General features: G+C 39.7%; 21 protein-coding genes and 1 riboswitch. Of the genes, 11 read left to right on the top strand and 10 right to left on the bottom strand.

Features of this window, described 5'->3' with window-relative positions; genetic code table 11:
- The first annotated feature begins 1 nt into the window (after position 1).
- A complete protein-coding gene (locus SY85_RS09330; protein WP_066403852.1) occupies positions 2-526 on the top strand; it encodes a hypothetical protein in 525 nt (174 codons plus the stop codon).
- A gap of 2 nt (positions 527-528) precedes the next feature.
- The gene (locus SY85_RS09325; protein WP_066403850.1) at positions 529-1,977 is read left to right on the top strand and encodes a hybrid sensor histidine kinase/response regulator; all 1,449 of its coding nucleotides are present in this window, start codon (positions 529-531) and stop codon (positions 1,975-1,977) included.
- 236 nt (positions 1,978-2,213) lie between these two features.
- Here the strand turns inward: SY85_RS09325 and SY85_RS09320 are convergent, their stop codons facing one another.
- Positions 2,214-3,137, bottom strand: coding sequence for a YihY/virulence factor BrkB family protein (locus SY85_RS09320; protein WP_066403848.1), 924 nt, complete (start codon positions 3,135-3,137; stop codon positions 2,214-2,216).
- 193 nt (positions 3,138-3,330) lie between these two features.
- Here SY85_RS09320 and SY85_RS25420 point away from each other — a divergent pair, with 193 nt between their 5' ends.
- Positions 3,331-3,477, top strand: a complete 147-nt coding sequence (locus tag SY85_RS25420) for a lmo0937 family membrane protein (RefSeq protein ID WP_148661145.1) — start codon at positions 3,331-3,333, stop codon at positions 3,475-3,477.
- Positions 3,478-3,720: 243 nt separating this feature from the next.
- On the opposite strand, the gene SY85_RS26250 is transcribed toward SY85_RS25420, so the two are convergent.
- The 3 genes from SY85_RS26250 to SY85_RS09305 all read right to left on the bottom strand — a co-directional run bounded on the left by SY85_RS26250 (position 3,721) and on the right by SY85_RS09305 (position 5,148).
- Positions 3,721-4,014 (bottom strand): four-helix bundle copper-binding protein, encoded by a 294-nt coding sequence (locus tag SY85_RS26250; RefSeq protein ID WP_472342636.1) that lies wholly within the window; start codon positions 4,012-4,014, stop codon positions 3,721-3,723.
- Positions 4,015-4,043: 29 nt separating this feature from the next.
- Positions 4,044-4,394 (bottom strand): hypothetical protein, encoded by a 351-nt coding sequence (locus tag SY85_RS09310; RefSeq protein WP_082886351.1) that lies wholly within the window; start codon positions 4,392-4,394, stop codon positions 4,044-4,046.
- 283 nt (positions 4,395-4,677) lie between these two features.
- The gene (locus tag SY85_RS09305) at positions 4,678-5,148 is read right to left on the bottom strand and encodes a ferritin-like domain-containing protein (RefSeq protein WP_066403845.1); all 471 of its coding nucleotides are present in this window, start codon (positions 5,146-5,148) and stop codon (positions 4,678-4,680) included.
- Between the two features lie 143 nt (positions 5,149-5,291).
- On the opposite strand from SY85_RS09305, the gene SY85_RS09300 reads away from it, so the two are divergent.
- Complete coding sequence (locus tag SY85_RS09300) at positions 5,292-5,672, top strand: DUF6496 domain-containing protein (protein ID WP_066403843.1); 381 nt, start codon at positions 5,292-5,294, stop codon at positions 5,670-5,672.
- Positions 5,673-5,697: 25 nt separating this feature from the next.
- Positions 5,698-5,943, top strand: a complete 246-nt coding sequence (locus SY85_RS09295; protein ID WP_148661144.1) for a hypothetical protein — start codon at positions 5,698-5,700, stop codon at positions 5,941-5,943.
- Between the two features lie 96 nt (positions 5,944-6,039).
- Here SY85_RS09295 and SY85_RS09290 read toward each other — a convergent pair whose 3' ends face one another.
- The 3 genes from SY85_RS09290 to SY85_RS09280 all read right to left on the bottom strand — a co-directional run bounded on the left by SY85_RS09290 (position 6,040) and on the right by SY85_RS09280 (position 8,261).
- Positions 6,040-7,119 (bottom strand): DNA topoisomerase IB, encoded by a 1,080-nt coding sequence (locus SY85_RS09290; protein ID WP_066403838.1) that lies wholly within the window; start codon positions 7,117-7,119, stop codon positions 6,040-6,042.
- Positions 7,120-7,122: 3 nt separating this feature from the next.
- Positions 7,123-7,629 carry a low affinity iron permease family protein gene (locus tag SY85_RS09285; RefSeq protein WP_066403836.1) on the bottom strand — a complete coding sequence of 169 codons (507 nt, stop codon included), beginning with the start codon at positions 7,627-7,629 and terminating at the stop codon, positions 7,123-7,125.
- Positions 7,630-7,697: 68 nt separating this feature from the next.
- On the bottom strand, positions 7,698-8,261 hold the full coding sequence (locus SY85_RS09280) for a YciE/YciF ferroxidase family protein (protein WP_226999056.1): 564 nt from the start codon (positions 8,259-8,261) through the stop codon (positions 7,698-7,700).
- Positions 8,262-8,458: 197 nt separating this feature from the next.
- On the opposite strand from SY85_RS09280, the gene SY85_RS09275 reads away from it, so the two are divergent.
- The 6 genes from SY85_RS09275 to SY85_RS09250 all read left to right on the top strand — a co-directional run bounded on the left by SY85_RS09275 (position 8,459) and on the right by SY85_RS09250 (position 14,889).
- The gene (locus tag SY85_RS09275; protein ID WP_066403833.1) at positions 8,459-8,716 is read left to right on the top strand and encodes a hypothetical protein; all 258 of its coding nucleotides are present in this window, start codon (positions 8,459-8,461) and stop codon (positions 8,714-8,716) included.
- On the top strand, positions 8,713-8,961 hold the full coding sequence (locus tag SY85_RS09270; protein WP_148661143.1) for a hypothetical protein: 249 nt from the start codon (positions 8,713-8,715) through the stop codon (positions 8,959-8,961). Before SY85_RS09275 ends, SY85_RS09270 begins: the two co-directional genes overlap by 4 nt.
- Positions 8,962-8,972: 11 nt before the next feature.
- Positions 8,973-9,746 carry a non-homologous end joining protein Ku gene (gene ku / locus SY85_RS09265; RefSeq protein ID WP_066403830.1) on the top strand — a complete coding sequence of 258 codons (774 nt, stop codon included), beginning with the start codon at positions 8,973-8,975 and terminating at the stop codon, positions 9,744-9,746.
- Positions 9,747-9,972: 226 nt separating this feature from the next.
- Positions 9,973-12,696 carry a DNA ligase D gene (ligD, locus tag SY85_RS09260; RefSeq protein WP_066403828.1) on the top strand — a complete coding sequence of 908 codons (2,724 nt, stop codon included), beginning with the start codon at positions 9,973-9,975 and terminating at the stop codon, positions 12,694-12,696.
- A 22-nt stretch (positions 12,697-12,718) separates the two neighbouring features.
- Entirely contained in the window at positions 12,719-13,612 is an 894-nt protein-coding gene (locus SY85_RS09255) for an SMP-30/gluconolactonase/LRE family protein (RefSeq protein WP_066403824.1), read from the top strand.
- A gap of 56 nt (positions 13,613-13,668) precedes the next feature.
- Positions 13,669-14,889: an AI-2E family transporter gene (locus tag SY85_RS09250; protein WP_082886349.1), complete on the top strand. Its 1,221-nt coding sequence runs from the start codon at positions 13,669-13,671 to the stop codon at positions 14,887-14,889.
- Positions 14,890-14,996: 107 nt separating this feature from the next.
- Here the strand turns inward: SY85_RS09250 and SY85_RS09245 are convergent, their stop codons facing one another.
- From SY85_RS09245 to SY85_RS09235, 3 genes are read right to left on the bottom strand one after another with little or no spacing between them, the layout of a single operon-like run.
- Entirely contained in the window at positions 14,997-15,377 is a 381-nt protein-coding gene (locus tag SY85_RS09245; protein ID WP_066403822.1) for a DUF4406 domain-containing protein, read from the bottom strand.
- The gene (gene nudK, locus SY85_RS09240; RefSeq protein ID WP_066403820.1) at positions 15,377-15,955 is read right to left on the bottom strand and encodes a GDP-mannose pyrophosphatase NudK; all 579 of its coding nucleotides are present in this window, start codon (positions 15,953-15,955) and stop codon (positions 15,377-15,379) included. Before nudK ends, SY85_RS09245 begins: the two co-directional genes overlap by 1 nt.
- 7 nt (positions 15,956-15,962) lie before the next feature.
- Complete coding sequence (locus tag SY85_RS09235) at positions 15,963-16,382, bottom strand: VOC family protein (protein WP_066403818.1); 420 nt, start codon at positions 16,380-16,382, stop codon at positions 15,963-15,965.
- A gap of 412 nt (positions 16,383-16,794) precedes the next feature.
- Positions 16,795-16,891, bottom strand: a riboswitch (TPP riboswitch).
- Positions 16,892-16,986: the final 95 nt, after the last annotated feature.

Genomic DNA, 16,986 nt, shown 5'->3' with positions numbered 1-16,986 from the left:
CATGATAAACGTTTTTCAGGCGCCTGAACAACCGAAACCTTTAAACACCACATCTATTGCTGCACAGGCAATAGATGTGGATGGTGGTTATCGGTTTGTAGATTTTAATGGTATCATACAGGATTTCTTAAATGAGGAAAGAGCGCGTTTGGATCGGTTGAACGCTATCATCCGTTGTGATGCATTGCCACATGTGTATGCAAGTGAAAATGACATGCGACGGTTGTGCGAACTCTTGATCCATTTGTTATTGCCTCGTTCGCCAAAGAAAAGCAAGTTGTTTATTTATATAAAGTGCAATTCATTAGAAAAAGAAGTGTTGCCAGCAATCGCTTCCTGCCGGCTACATTTCTATGATATCTGTTTCCATACCAACAGTTGTAATGATGTTTCATGGCAAGCTACCCACGAGCGCGTGTTGACAGAATGTAATCGTATTTGTAATCGATATTCTGGAACGCTAGTTTCTGCATCTGGTAGTTCTGATTGCCTTTTTAAGCTTACACTGCCTGGTAAACTATTTTAGCCATGCCATTGGATAAACCCGCCATTCGTATTTTAATTATTGATGATGATGAGGATGATTATTTTATCACTTCAGAGTACTTACGTCAAATTGAAGAATATTCGCTTACCATTGAGTGGAGTTATAAATATTCTGATGCAATAGAGCATGTAAAGAGTCGTGGTTATGATATTTATTTCGTAGACTATCGCTTAGGTGCAAAAACTGGTTTGGACTTCTTAAAGGAAGCTATTCGTTTAGGCTGTGAAGAGCCAATCGTGCTATTAACAGGTAAGGGAAACAAAGAGATTGACATTGAAGCGATGCAGATAGGTGCTACAGACTATCTTGTAAAAACGGAATTAAATGCCGATAAGCTTGAGCGGTGTTTGCGATATGCATTGGAGAGAACTTCTTACCTGAAGGCTTTGCGTGCTAATGAACGTAAATACCGGAGCATATTTGAACTGTCTAAAGATGCTGTTTTTATAGCTGATAAAGCATTATTGTTTCGTGACTTTAATGCTGCTACACAAGACTTATTAGGTTATGCAAGAGAGGAAATGCAACAGCTAAGCATCTATGATGTAATTTCAGAAGATGTAGATAAGAAGCTGTTGGAAAAACTCTTGTATGAAGAGGGTGAAGTGAATGATCTGGAGTTAGAGGTGCAGACTCAATTAGGTGAAAAGAAGATCTGTATTTTTTCTTTGACAGCTCCATTAGATGCAACCGGGCATATTTACTATCAGGGGTTGATGCATGATATCACTAATCTGCGTCGTGCTGAAAAGGCCAACCTGATGGTTGAAAAGCTAGGTGCAACAGGCCGTTTAGTACGTACACTGGCGCATGAAGTGCGGAACCCCTTGAACAACATTAATATGTCGGTAGAGCAGCTGATCGGCACAGAAGCAGAGAATGATGAAAACGCACTTTACCTTGATATTATTCAGCGTAATAGTAAACGGATAGGTGATTTGATTACCGAGTTGTTAGATACCAGCCGTCCAAGTGAGCTTAGCTTTGAAAGATGCACCCTACAATCTGTAATGGATGATAGTATTGCCGATGCGTTGGATCGTATTACCCTACAGCGCATTAATATGCAGATCAAATATTACAATGAGCCTTGCTATATTATGGCTAATAAGGAAAAGCTGAAGATCGCTTTTCTGAATATCATCATAAATGCAGTAGAAGCTATGCCTAATGATGGCAGTGGTGAGTTGGATATTGAAATAGATTCTACAGGAAGCATGCACTCCGTAAAAGTAAAAGACAATGGGTGTGGTATTCCTGAAGAACATATATCTCGCTTATTTGAACCTTATTTTACCTCCAAGCGAAACGGAATGGGGTTAGGTTTAGCAGCTACATTAAATATCCTGCAGTCACACAAAGCGCAGGTAGATGTTACTTCCGTTGTAAACAGCGGTACCACATTTTTAATAAGTTTTCCTTCCCTGTAATTAATTATCACTATTAGGCCTATCTCTATTGTATTTGAATTAATAATTCTGGTAATAGGGGTAGGTACTGTGAAATTGTTTTTGATAGTGAGCTGTTACCGACTCCTAAAACGGTTTATTTTGTAGTTAATAATAGAGCTAATGGCTTTGTTGAACAATTTGGCGGCAATATTCTAAAATCAAAAGAGACCATAAAAGTATAGTAAGCAGGAGTTTTTAAATTATAGAGTCATACTCTAGGTATCTAAATGGGAAGGAGGAATCTCTTTGGCTTCTTTCTTAATAATAAAGACTGCTGTTTCTTTTGGATGTATGCCTGAGCCAGATTGTATTGCATACATTTTTGTAAACTCCGCACCAAAGTAAAGAATGATAGAGGAGTAATAGACCCAGGTTAGAATAATTACAATAGAAGCTGCCGTACCATAAGTTACGCCTAAGTTAGAAGTGCCTATATAATAGTTGATAAGAAATTTCCCTAATAAAAAGAGTAGAGCGGTGAATACGGCTCCTAAAAGGGCGTCTTTCCAGCTAATGACTGCATCGGGAAGTATCTTAAATATAACGGTAAATAATCCACTTATTACAAGTATAATAATCAGTGAGTTGATGATGTGAAATAACTGGAAGGTATAGGCTGGTAAAAGGCGGGCTAATTTATCACTCAATAAGTTTAGCAGGGCATTAATAGTCAATGATACAAGCAATACAAAGCTGATCCCGACAATAAGTGAAAAGGATAGCAGGCGGTTTGATAAATACTTTAGCCATCCCTTTTTAGGTTTGGCTTTTACAGACCATATGTAATTAATAGAGTCCTGCATTTCAGTAAACACTCCGGTTGCCCCTATAAATAATACGATACCACCAAAGATGGCTCCTGCCGTTCCTAGTCTTGATGATTGAATATTTCGAATGATATCCTGAATCTGTAAAGCCGCTGTACTTCCTACTAAGCCATTTAACTGCATATAAACCCTGCCTTGTACAGCTTCCTGTCCAAAGAAAAGGCCTGCTAAAGAAATGATCATAATAATCAAGGGGCCTAATGCAAAGACCGTATAATAACTTAACGAGGCACTGAGTTTAAAGGCATTGTCTTCAAAAAAACCAGCACCTGCCATTTTAAAAGCCTTCCAAATGGAATGTGCCCTTTTCATTTCGAATTGTTTGTAAATACATATAGAAAGCTGTGCCACGCTTGATTTTATAAAACTGAAGTAAACTCTGCTTGTGGAAATTGCTACACACAACACCGCCGCCATATAAGCGCTTCTACATAAACGCTACTACTTTTCTGCTTATAACTGGTTGGCAATGTTTTTTTAATACATATTTAAGTGAATAAAGCTTATGCGTAGTCTACTTTACATATTAGCTGTGATCTGCATTATAGGTTGGTTATTGGGAGTGTTTTACTGGAGTGCTACAGGGCTAATACATATATTGATAATACTGGCTATCATATCTATTTTATTAGCCATAATACGAAGAGCATAAATCTCTTTCTCATATACACGGTCCATTCTATCAGCAAGGCTGCAGTATCTACTGTGGCCATTTTTTTATTACTGATTAACGGATTGGTGTTAATGGATTCGCTTTTTGGGGTGGTTTGATAGGTCTACTAGCCGCAACTAACAATTAGTAATTAGCCTAGAAACCAAAATTTAAACTTTTCAACAAGCTAGTACCATGTATGCATATTTATGGCTACGGAAGCTGCTGGTACAATTGGCCTTATTAAGCGTTCAAAGCCAGTGAAGCAAATACATTAGAGCAGTAGCGGCAGGTAGATGCACATGTTTTAAATTGGACACCGCTATACCGTTCGCATATATCTGCGCATTCTTCACAAATACCTATACAAAGCAAGGCTAATTCACCAATGTTCGCGTACTTAAATTTTAAAGCTTCCTGTGCGGCCAGGCAAATGTCCGCGCATTCATTTATTACCCTTAAGGTGTATTGTGAGTAGGATGTCGGTTTTTGTGTGATCGAAATCAGGAGGTTTTCACAATTTAGCCAAGCCTCCATACATGCCTGTTTATGGTAGTTGGTTATAATCATAAGTTGGCTTTTGTCGATTTCTTTGCAATCGATGTTACCTGACTTATAAAACGACTAATTTGTTGATCATTGTATAATCCATAGGCGTCAATGAGAGTGCCTTTTAATCCATCTTTTGTTAGAAGTACATATAAAATAGCATTGTCTTCCGGGTCAGAGGCTCCCTCGAACCGGAAGAAATTAATAACAGACACCTCATCTGCTTTATATATTTTACCTGCCTGTAATGCCTCTAAGCCATTGTCTGTTACTTTAAAGTCTTCTGTATACCCGTCGGTTATCATCCGGTTTAAGCAAGTAACCAAGCTCTTCATATAAGGCATGCTGTTGTTTTCATTTACCAGCATAACTATTTTTTATAAGGCATATAAATAAAATAGTTTGCCAAAATAGTAGTGCTTAAAAGACCGTTCGCTGAGTATCACTTTCCCCAAAAGAATGAGGCTGACAAATAAGTCAGCCTCAATTAGTGTTGGAATGTAAGCAACTGTAAATTTTACTTATCAGTGCTTGCCTTCTTTACTTTTTTTGAAATCTCATGCTGTACCTAATCGGTGCTATAAAATGATCGCTTTATTATTGTTATAATAGCGCAACAGTATAGCATGAGAATTATTTCAGTTCTTCTAATTAATGAGATGCCTTGTACATATCACGTAATCGTTTTACTTCATCATGTCCTACTTTTAATTGGGCTTTCTGGCGAACGATAATATCACGCAGCGGAGCCTCATAATGAGCATCTTCATTGTTTAGTGCAAGATCGTACGCCTTTTGAGCCGCATCTTCTCCAAATTCACAATTTTCAAGAACTGTTTTGCGATCATGACCTGCAACCACTGCTTTTAAATCCATCCAAACACGATAGATCTTTCCGGAGTTTGTAGTGCCGTCGGAAGGGGTGCCACCTAAGCGGTTTACTTCGTGTGTAAGTTCCCCCGCGTATTGTTTGCTTTCCTGTATATAACGGTTAAACAATGTTTTTAAATCAGCATCACCATCTTTAAGTTCTTCAATACCTTTTTCATAACCTACAATACGGTCATGATTAATGCGGATCAGGTCATTTAAGATGTCTACTACTTTTTCATTTCTTTCCATAGCTGTTTATTTCAGGAATTGAATTAAAAAATCGTACCCAAACGGAATTGTTTATGTGATAAAAGGCTCTTTGCATTTAGTTCTGATGCAAACTGGTCCGATAATTACAGTACTATTTTATTGTTCATTTAAAATTCTGACATATGGCAAAATATTCAAGAACTGCCGGTAAAAAGGTAAAAGATGCCATGCATGAAATGAAGGAAGGTAAACTGAAAAGTGGTCGCAGTGGCAAAAAAGTAACCTCACGTAAGCAGGCTATTGCTATTGGACTTTCTGAAGCCAGAGAACGCGGCGCAAAAGTGCCTGCGAAAAAGAGCGCTTCAAAAAGTACTGGACGTAAAACTGCATCTAAAACAGCAACTAAGCGTACTGGCCGTAAAACTGCTGCCAAAAGCACTGCACGTAAAACAGCTGCGAAGTCATCAAGAGGTAAAACCGCTACAAAGACTACAGCACGTAAAACAGCAACTAAGCGAGGTTCAAAAGCCGCTCCTCGAAAGCGTACAGCTAAAAAAGCGTAATTCATTGTAACGTAAAAAACATAATATGGCAATACGTTCAAATGCTTCAGGGCGCACTGATGGCGGGACTGATAGAACTTCCAGTGAGGGAAGAAAAGAGGCAAGTGGCGGAAGTAGTAAAACGCCTGCTACGTCGGGTGTTAGAGGACGAGGAAGCGGTGCCGGTACCAGTACTAGTCGTGGTGGCGGTAGTAGCCGTAGTGCGGATAGTAAGGGAAGTTCAAACAAGGCTCCAGGAAGATCTGGAGTACCAGAAAGAAAAGGTAAGTGATGAGATTTTAAAGTTTATGAGTTTACAAGTTCACCTTTTCTTTTTAGTAAATACTCCAAACGTGAGCTTGTAAACTTTTAAGGCGGTAAAGTTCATTTAAACCAACTGTTGGAGAATCTTCATTAATACTCTTTCCTCTGAAGTAAGACCAGTAAGAAAATCTGCCTTTTCAATTTCATCCAGCTCTTTCAGGTATTTATTAAGGCTATTGCCTTCATAAAGTTTTATAATGCCGGGGTGTACATAGTACTTTTTGCAAACTGTTCGAGTATTACCTAGTTTCTTGCTTACTTCGTCCAGGGCACTAATCACATTCTTTTTGCACTCGGTCTCAGATGGGGCTTCCCCCAAAGTTCTAAAAGCTCTTAGGATATTTAAAGTGCCTGCCCATGTGCGGAAATCCTTTGCTGTAAAATCACCTCCTGTAGCGTCTTTTATATAATTGTTCACGCATCCAGAGTCAATAGGTTTTTTGTTGCCCTCTACGTCGTAGTACTGGAACAGTTCTTTGCCCGGAATATCTCGACAAGCTTGAACGGCCTTTGCTAGTTTACGACTACGAAGGCTAATGTCATGGTCAATACCCTTCTTTCCTTTAAAAGAGAAGCGGATTTTATCACCTTCAATTTTGACGTGTTTGTCTTTTAAGGTGGTTAATCCATACGACCCATTTATTTTTTCGTATTCATTATTGCCAATTCGTATATAGGTGCGCTCCATAAGACTAATAACTGTTGCAATAACCTTTTCTTCACTTAACTCCTTGTTTGAAAAGTCCTCTTCCAATTTTAGGCGTAAAGAGGGTAAAAGCTTTCCAAATTCATAAAGGCGGTGAAACTTTGTTTCGTTGCGTAATGTTTGCCATTGCTCGTGGTAACGATACTGTTTCCGACTACGGGTATCAAACCCGGTAGCCTGTATATGACCATTGGACTTAGGACAGATCCAAACGTTAGTCCAGGCTGGCGGAATAGCCAGCTTTTTAATTCGCTCCAGCTCCGCTTCATCAGTTAGCAGTTGATCGTTATAGATATAGCTAAAGCCTTGCCCTTTTTTGATACGTTGTATACCAGCCTGTTTGTCATTTACGTAATGGAGGTCGGCGATCTTAGCTGCTTGGCTATAATCCTTATCGATCTTTAAAAATTCTTTATGCGTGAGTTGTACTACTTCCATAGGTTATTCTGGTTTTATATTCCGGTTAGCTACACGGTTTTTCGCAAATTGGCTTTTCTGATTATGAATATCTGCTGCTTCATCAATGGAGTGAGAGCTAAATAGCTCATTTTCTTTTTTTGCCAATGTAGCCAGCTTAACATAGAAGTTCTTTAAAGTATCCAGCTCTTCCTGGGTAATGTCTTCAACGTCTATCAGCCGGTTACTGGCCGCTTCATTACAGGCAATAAGTTCATTGAGCTTTAGTTGTAGCGCAATTGAGTCTTTGTTTTGTGACTGCTGAATGATAAATACCATTAAAAACGTGACAATAGTGGTGGAGGTATTTATAACGAGCTGCCAGGTATCTGAAAAATGAAAAAAAGGTCCCGTTATACCCCATAGCAGGATTAATGCAAACGCAATTAAAAAGGCATAAGAGCTTCCGGCAAGACGGGTTACTTTGTTGGCTATTGTTTCAAACTTTGCAGAAAAGCCCGTTTTCCTAGAGGTGTTTAATGAACTAGTCATTGTTTTCTTTTGTCAAAAGAAAAAGTCAGACCAAAAATCTGACCTTTCCCCTTAACGAATACAGGCGTTTATTGCCCTTCTTCATGTACAGCATCCAGGTTGATGCCACTTACTGCTAACTCTGTAAGCAATTCATCAGTCTCTTTTTCTTCTACCAATGTTAAGTGTAAAATGTCTGCTACATCCTTTCTTCCCATTGTTTTTGCTAGTTGCACCAGGCTGCCGTAAGCTGCAATTTCATAATGTTCAATCTTTTGCACACAAATGATCAACCCGGCATCTAGTGCTGAACTGCCTTTGGGCATATCCTGCAGCATTTGCTGGCATTCTTTTACTAATCCTTCCATGGCTTCACATTTACGGGCGCGGGGATGTAGCTCCATCATTTCAAATGCCAACTCGAGGCGGGTAATCTGGTCCAGCGACTGCATCAGATGATTTTCAAATGCATGGGCCAATTGGGGAGACGTTGCGGCCTTTAATAGGCGGGGCATTGTTTTAGTCAAGTATTTTTCCGCCCAATAAATGTCTCGTAACTCGTCTATGAGCAATTCTTTTAGCAGTGTCCTGTCGTCTTTTACCTTAGTGGCAGGCTGTGACCTAGTAGGTGTAGCCAATATCGACTTTGCCATAAAGATTGTGGTTTATCAGTGAGTAATACCAATACTACCCGAAAATGGTGCCAGTCCCTAGGCTGTTAATTCAATTGGCTTGTGGATGAATTTACCCATGCAATAGACGGAAACGGCATTTTGGCCTTTGTTTTTTGTGGTATTTAATTTGGAGTTGTTCCTATAAGTTCCTTTGATTACTCATCAAAACTTACATTATGTCAGCAAGTCAACAAACGCAACAATTAACTTTCCTCCAAGAGAAAATCGAACAAATTGGAAGCGCCATCTTCTTTAACCAAAGTGAGTCTGTGCTAAAGCTTCCCACTTCTTTAGTATCCAACATCAAGGTAGACGATTTCGGATACATGTGGTTTTTTGTACAAAAGCCTAAACAGAACTTACAAGAGTTTGATAATGAATTTCCTGTGCGTATGGATTTCTTTAAAAAGGGGTTGATTACTTTTTGCAGGTGAATGGAAAGGGCTGGGTAGTTACTGACCCAGAAGAGCAAAGCACCTTTTTAGAAATGTTTAATGATATTCAGTCAAACCAGCTGGAAGATATGGTGTTGGTAAAAGTAAAAATGCTGAAAGCGGAATATTACGAAACCCAGTTGCGTACAAAGAACTCCTGGTGGCACAGTGCTATGGGGGCAATGACCGCTTGGTTTCGTAACCCCAATCATGTGGGCACCAGCACTTACTTCCCTGCTTCATAAATTCTTGTGACATGCGTGCGATCTGGTCGGGTACGTTGGGTTTTGGATTAGTGAATATACCAGTAAAGCTTGTAAGCGCTGTTCAATCAGAAGCTATTGATTTTGATATGTTGTCTAGAGATGACCTGGCGCCGGTACGCTACGCCCGTATTGATACAGCAACAGGAAACGAGGTCGAGTGGAAAGATATTGTGAAGGGCTACCAGTATGCTAAAGGCAAATATGTGGTAGTTGACGAAGAGGACTTTGAAAAAGCAAGTCCACAAAAATCACGCTCTATAGATATTCTCCAGTTCGCCAAAAGCGATGAAATAGATCCAATCTATTTCGAAAAACCTTATTACATCGTCCCCGCAAAGGGAGGTGAAAAATCCTACCGTCTTTTAGTAAAAGCTTTAGAAGAAACCGAATCCGTAGGGATTGCTGAATTTATGCTACGTAATCGTGAGCATGTATGTGCTATTAAGCCCTACAAGAACGTGCTTTTGCTAGATCAAATGCGTTATCAGGAGGAAATTAAAGAAGTGCCTGAAGCTGCCAAGAGTACAAAAGTGACTGCGCAAGAACTAGAGTTGGCTAAAAAACTGATAACCAATTTAACAGAAACATTTGACCCCACAGCCTTTAAGGATACCTATATCGCAGAACTGAAAAAGGTAATTAAAGCAAAGGCTGCTGGCAAACATATACGTATAGCCGAACCAGAAGAAAGGCCAACGGCCACTGTAAAAGATTTAATGGATATATTAAAACGAAGCCTGGAAAAAGGCAAGAAAAGAGCTTAGCGTTTGTTTTGTTATACAGTTTGAAATAAAGTGTGGTTAATGCCACACTTTTATTTTGTAAGATGTTAAGTACGCTGCAAGCTATACGCCTCACGCTACACGCAAAGAAAGACCGACTGAAAAATCATCCTTTCACAGCTAACGGCTTACGGCGTGAAGCGTTCAGCTTATAGCTCTCTTATGCAATTCTTTCTGGCACACAATTTTAGCCCATTTTGTAAAAAGCATGGGCCTTTCTTTATACAATAAAAAGCGCAATTTTTCACAGACGCCAGAGCCTTCTGGAAAGACAAAAACTTCAAAGTCTACGTTACGCTTTGTGATACAAAAGCACGACGCTTCTAGCCTGCATTACGATTTCCGCTTAGAGATGGATGGGGTGCTAAAAAGCTGGGCTATTCCCAAAGGACCTTCATTGAACCCTGCTGATAAACGGTTAGCAATGATGGTAGAAGATCATCCATATGACTATAGAAATTTCGAAGGCGTAATCCCTGAAGGAAATTATGGTGCTGGTACTGTAATCGTGTGGGATGAGGGATATTATACACCAGTGGCCGGCGAGCAGCTAAGTAGGAAAGAGCAGGAGCAAATTCTGTTGAAGGAGCTAGAGATGGGTAGCCTGAAATTCATTCTTTATGGAAAGAAATTGAACGGTGTGTACACGTTGAGAAGGATGAGAAAAGGAGAGGAGAAGGCTTGGTTATTAATAAAGAGTAAAGACGAATATGCTACTGATGATGATGTTACAGCGCAAGAGGCTTCGGTGAAGTCAGGAAAAACATTGGCCGATATAGCAGCGAAAAAAGGCGTAAAACTGAATCACCCCAAAGAACAAAATGCCACTCAACAGAAGGGGGCAAAGAAAGCTATTACTGCGGTGAAGACAGCTGCCGGTGCAAAGAAGATAAGCCTAACGAAGAGAGCTGGGGTACTATCTCCACTATTAAAATCGTATAAAGATCTCATTCAGGCACAACCAATGCCTGCTAATATAAAACCTGCATTTGCTACTTTGGTGGATGAACCTTTTAGTGATCCCCAATGGCTATATGAAATCAAATGGGACGGTTATAGAGCTTTAGCGTATTTGAATAATACTAAAGTGAAGTTAATCTCAAGAAATAATAAGCCTTTTACCGATAAGTATGCGCCGGTAACAGCGGCATTGAAAGAATTAGGGATAAACGCTGTGTTTGATGGAGAGATCGTGGCTATTGATAAAAATGGATTAGCAAACTTTCAGCTTTTACAAAACTGGCAAAATGCGCCGGTGCAATTGCAGTTTTATGTATTCGATATTCTCTGGCTCAATGGATATGATCTTACGCGGCTGCCTTTAATAGAACGTAAAAAGATCTTGTGCGAGTTAATACCTCCAAAAGATTTGATTTTGCGCTATAGCGATCATGTAATTGGGAATGGAAGTGCTTTTTATAAAGCGGCTTTGAAACAAGGATTAGAAGGGATAATGGCTAAGCGCGCCGATAGTATTTATGAAGCAGGAAAACGTACAGCTGATTGGTTGAAGATTAAAGTGAATAAAAGACAAGAGGTCGTAATTGCAGGATTTACAGTGCCACGCAAAACCCGTAAGTTCTTTGGAGCCTTACTGCTTGGTGTATACGAAGATGATGAATTCGTGTATGTAGGCCATACAGGCAGCGGTTTTAATACCAAAAGCCTGAAAGAGATCTATGACCGCTTACAGCCCTTGGTAACGAATAAAAGCCCATTTAAAAAAGTGCCTAAGACTAATATGCCTGCCACTTGGGTAAAACCGCAATTGGTTTGTGAGATCAAGTTTACTGAGTGGACCAAAGAACATATTGCCCGGCATCCCATTTTTATGGGACTGCGTACAGATAAGAAGGCTAAAGATGTCCGTGTAGAAAAAGAAGAAAAGCGAAGCACTATAGTAAAAAAAGCGGCTGGAAAAAAGGAAACCAAGACACCTGTTAAAAGGACGACTAAAAAGAAGTCTTCTTTATCTAAAAATTCTAAGAAAATATCTGGCTTGCAATTACAGCTTGAGAATGGCGCTAACCAAACAGTAACAATAAATAAAATAGACTTATCATTAACCAATTTAGATAAGATCTATTGGCCAAATGAAGGTTTTCAAAAGATCGACTCAATTAATCATTACCTGCGAATGGCGCCATATATCTTGCCTTTTTTGCTAGACCGGCCCCACTCGTTAAATCGTCATCCTAACGGTATTGGGGCTCCGAATTTCTTTCAAAAAGATATGAAAGGTAAGCAGCCTCAATGGTTGGAAACCTATACAGACTATAGCGAGTCTACTAAGACTAATGTAGAATACCTGGTATGTACAAACGAAGCGTCGCTGATCTATATGGCTAATTTGGGCTGTATTGAAATGAATCCTTGGCATTCCAGAGTTAATAGCTGGCAGTATCCAGATTGGTGTCTCATTGACCTGGATCCTGAAGGCGTAAGTTTTAATACGGTAATTGAAGTGGCACAGGTAATTAAGAAGATTCTGGATGCAAGTGGCGCAAAAGGCTATTGTAAAACATCGGGCGCCACAGGTATGCATATTTATATTCCATTGGGCGCAAAGTATGATTTTGACCAAAGCAAGCAGTTGGCAGAATTGATCTGTAAATTAGTGCAACAGGAGATGCCCAATAGTACCAGCATGGAGCGCAGTCCTGCTAAGCGCAAAGAAAAAGTGTATCTGGATTTTCTGCAAAATAAGGAAACGCAAACAGCTGCTGCCCCATACTCTATCCGTCCTAGGCAGGGGGCTTCTGTTTCTACCCCCTTACATTGGGATGAAGTAAAAAAAGGACTTGCACCTACTGACTATACTATCAAAAATATTTATGAAAGGGTGAAGGCTGAAGGTGATTTATTTAAGCCAGTTTTAGGAAGAGGTATTAACTTGGAAAAAGTGATCCAGCAATTGATTACGATTCTGTAACATAATAACAAAAACATTTAAAGTGGCCACACATCCAGCATTGACCATTTATAGACCAGAACTAACGGACTTTATAAATACAGCCTTTGAAATAGAACTGCTGGATGATAGCTGTTCGTTTTCTGAAGGGCCAGTGTGGAATACGGAAGGCTATTATTTATTCAGTGATATTCCTTTAAACTCAATTTATAAAGTGTCACCCGATCAGCCTAAACAAAAATATATAGTAGCTAGTGGGTGTACGTTGCTGGATACTTCTTTTCTTTCAGAGCAAATTGGCTCGAATGGTTTGACTTATGATAGGGAAGGTAACCTGCTGGTGTGTCAGCACGGCAATGGTGCTATAGGTAGATATGATGGTAAAGAGGTGCAGCCCTTAATTGCATCGTATAATGACAAACGCTTTAACAGCCCGAATGATATTGTGGCGCATAATGATGGAACCGTTTTCTTTACTGATCCTCCGTATGGATTAAAAGATCAAAAGCTAGTGCCGGCTTCATTTCAGCCATTGGCTGGGGTTTATGTCTGGCGCAATGGAGAAGTGGTTTTGATAGAAGATAACCTGCATTATCCCAATGGCGTTTGTTTGTCCCCCAATCAAGATGTGCTGTATTGTTGCTCCAATAAGCCATTTGAAAAACTAGTACTAGCATTTGATGCGCATAGTTGGAAGTTCTTAAAGATTGCAGCCCAAGAAAACAGTGATGGTATAAAATGCGATCCTAATGGAAATCTTTATTTATGCAGCAAAGAAGGAATTCTTATTTTAGATCGTGAAGGTAACCGGTTGGGGAAAATAGAGTTGCCTACTATCCCAGCCAATGCCTGTTGGGGTGGGGCTGAAGGAAACGATCTTCTTATTACTGCCCGTCAAAACATCTTCCTGATTCGCCAACTTTTAAAGTCCCGCTAATGTAGCGTTCGCAAGGCTCAGTTTTATTGAGCCGTTAGAGAGATTATATTTATACCATGATACAAGAACAGTATGCAAAATTGCCGGTAACAGTAAGGCGCGCTATTGAGTTGGTAGGTATTTATTATTTATTCGCAATTATTCTTGTGGGTAAAGACATTATCATGCCGCTGCTAATGGCCTTTTTCCTGGCTATCATGCTGCTGCCTGTATTCCGCTTTTTTCATAGGAAGAAGCTACCAGAGGTGTTTTCAATCCTTTTGACGTTGTTGTTACTTATTATAGTAATGGCTGCACTTGTATGGTTTTTTTCAGCACAGATCAGTAGCTTGGTAAACGACTTTCCTGTAATTAAGCAAAATGTAACGGCTCATCTGAATTCGATCAGTGCTTGGATCAGTTCTAAGACCAATTATACGACGGCTAAACAAGTTCAAATAATCAATGAGCAAAGTGACAAGTTGATGAACTATGCCGGTGGAATGGTTTCAGGTGCTTTTGGTTCTATAACATCGGTGTTTGTATTTGTGGCGTTGTTGCCGATCTATATTTTTTTGATGCTCTTTTATCGAAACCTGCTGTTGCGTTTTGTATTCCTCTGGTTTCCTAAACAATCACATGAGAAGGTTGAAGAAGCAGTGCGTGAGAGCCAAACGATCATCAAGAGTTATTTAGTTGGGTTGGCCATTCAGATTACCTATATCACAGTTTTGCTTGGAGGTATACTATTCTTTATTGGTATTAAACATGCCATTCTTATCGGAGTCATCTTTGCTTTTCTAAACCTTATACCCTATATAGGTGCTTTAATTGGAAATATCATTGGTGTTTTACTAACGCTTACTTCTTCCCAAGAGATCTGGCCCATCTTTGCTGTCTTGGGTACTATTGCTTTTGTACAGTTTCTCGACAATAATATTTTGATGCCGCGTATTGTTGGATCTAAGGTGAAAATAAATGCACTGGCCACTATCGTAGGTGTTATAGTAGCAGGCGCAGTGGCTGGCGTATCGGGTATGTTTCTTTCTCTGCCCGTTATAGCCGTTATGAAAATCATTTTTGATCGTACGGATAATATGAAACAGTGGGGCGTATTGTTAGGTGATGAACGTCCTGCTCATAGCCCGTTGGCTTTTCCCATATTGCGCTCTAAAAGCAAGGAAGTTCAGGAACAACTGGAAGTACAAAATAAAATAGAGCCAACTAATGAAAATGAAGAGGCTGGAAAGAAAACGGATGAAAGCAATAAAACTGATAATGACGACAAAAAGCTTTAATGTTTATTTGTTTAAGAAGTAAAGTTTAAGGTTATCGTAAGCAGACAATTGAATTGTCGACTAGTTCTTACAATAACCTTAAATAGTAGACTTTAAACTTTAAACTTTTAAACCGTTGCTGCTGCAGGTATTTCCTCTAGGCTATAAAAGATCTGTTTGCCTTTCGCTTTACCTGTATTTACCATCTCATCAGCGCCAGAGGATGGTCCACCAATGCGTAATACACCATCGCAGTGATCAATGAGCTGTACAGCTACAGGATGAAAGATTTCATTGAAAACAGCATCACCGATCTGTTTTGAACCAGCCGCTTCTATCAAGGGTAAGGCGAACCATTCGCCCAATACTGGCAAGTGCCCTTTGCGATACAACAGCAACGCTGTGTCAGTCATGTTTTTTACGTTGGCTTCAATAAGATGCGGATCGTCATTAGTGCCAGAGCGATAGGGGCCAGCCACTAAAATCATAAGCGAAGTTTTGGTTGTCATTAGAAGAGATTATTAAGTTTAGCGTATTGAAGAAGCATAATTGTTTTAGCATCCTTTATCTCGCCAGATGCAATCATGTCGTAAGCTTTTTGAAAGGGCATTTCCAGTACTTCTATTTCTTCATGCTCGTGGGGCACTCCACCGCCTTCTGCTACTTTCATGTAGGGTGCATATTCACCTACAAAAAAATAAAGGATCTCTGTAACTGCCCCCGGCGTCATATAGGCCTCAAACACTTTATGCACTTCTTCCAGTTGGTAACCGGTTTCTTCTTCAGCCTCCCTGCGTATGCAGGCTACAGGATCGTCTTCATCCAGCAGGCCGGCACAGGTTTCTATTAAATAGCCTTCCTGGTTGCCATTAAGATAGCTTGGAAGACGAAACTGGCGGGTAAGTACAACCGTTTGTTTCTTTTTGTTATATAGGAGTATGGTAGCACCGTTGCCTCTATCATATACTTCACGGCTTTGTGTTTGCCAGTTGCCATCATTCTTCTTGTAATCAAATGTTACTTTTTCCAACTTATACCAGTTGTCAGAAAGCACATCTGTCTTTACATTTTTTATTTTGTCTTTCATACTCTTTTTATTTGAGCCCGTCAGGCATTATATATTTTGTCGTTACCTCTAAGCGGTTGTTATCGGGGTCCAGTGTTTCAAACTCATAATAACCATCACCCGTCCGGCGCGGACCACGCAGGATAGGATAGCCGGCTGCTGCCAATTCTTTTGCTTTCAGATCTACCTCTTCCATAGTATTAACACCAAACGCCAGGTGAATAATTCCCAGGTATTGTTGGTGAATGGTATCATTCCGGTTTACCGGTACATCTGGCTTAGACATTAATTCCAAACGCGCGCCAGATTTAAACGTTAGAAAGTAACTCTGAAATTGGGAGGTAGCGTTGGTGTACTTGTCATTAGGCACACCATTGAAGTAGGTTTGATAATAAGTCTTTAGTTCTTCCAACTGGTTTGTCCAAATGGCTACATGCTCTAAAGTCATTTTTTAATCTTTAGTGTTGGTGGTTCAAGCTTAAAGGTGTGGTTTTTCCCAACAGCAAGTTTGATTATAAACAATTTTCACAGTTCCTTATTATTAAATATGTAGCCGTACGTGCTCCTTGAGAAAGGTTGATGCCTTACCCTACTCAAAGTGTATGGAAGGCATGCCTTTGCCTTCCAAATGTCTTATGTAAAGCTTGGTTACTATTTGCCGAAAGTTTACTCAACTCCGTAACGTTACGGAGTTGGTCAGAACAAACCTAGGCTCAAGAGTGGGGTAAGCAAATAGATGGGTATAGTAGTAATGATTAGTGTTTGTAATATGGTAGAGGAGGTTGATAAGAAAAAGAGGTGAAAGTGAAACAGAAATACATTGCTTGTAGTTATAATGTAAAAGGTTCAAGTAATAATACCTGAACCTTTTTCTCTCATCCCTGCGCTGGCATTACCCAGATCAGGTAGTATGGGTATGATCTCAGGTTTATTGCTAAACCACCCCAGAGAGTTATAAGTGGTAGTAAAAACAGAAATAATGCCAACCCTTCTAATCGTATAAGTTATCTTTTTAATCCTTCCTCTCAATCTTTTAAATCTTTTAAATCAAA

Origin of the sequence: Flavisolibacter tropicus, from assembly GCF_001644645.1 — a bacterium.
In the GTDB taxonomy this organism is placed as follows: domain Bacteria; phylum Bacteroidota; class Bacteroidia; order Chitinophagales; family Chitinophagaceae; genus Flavisolibacter; species Flavisolibacter tropicus.
This window is presented reverse-complemented; position numbering and strand designations above follow the sequence as displayed.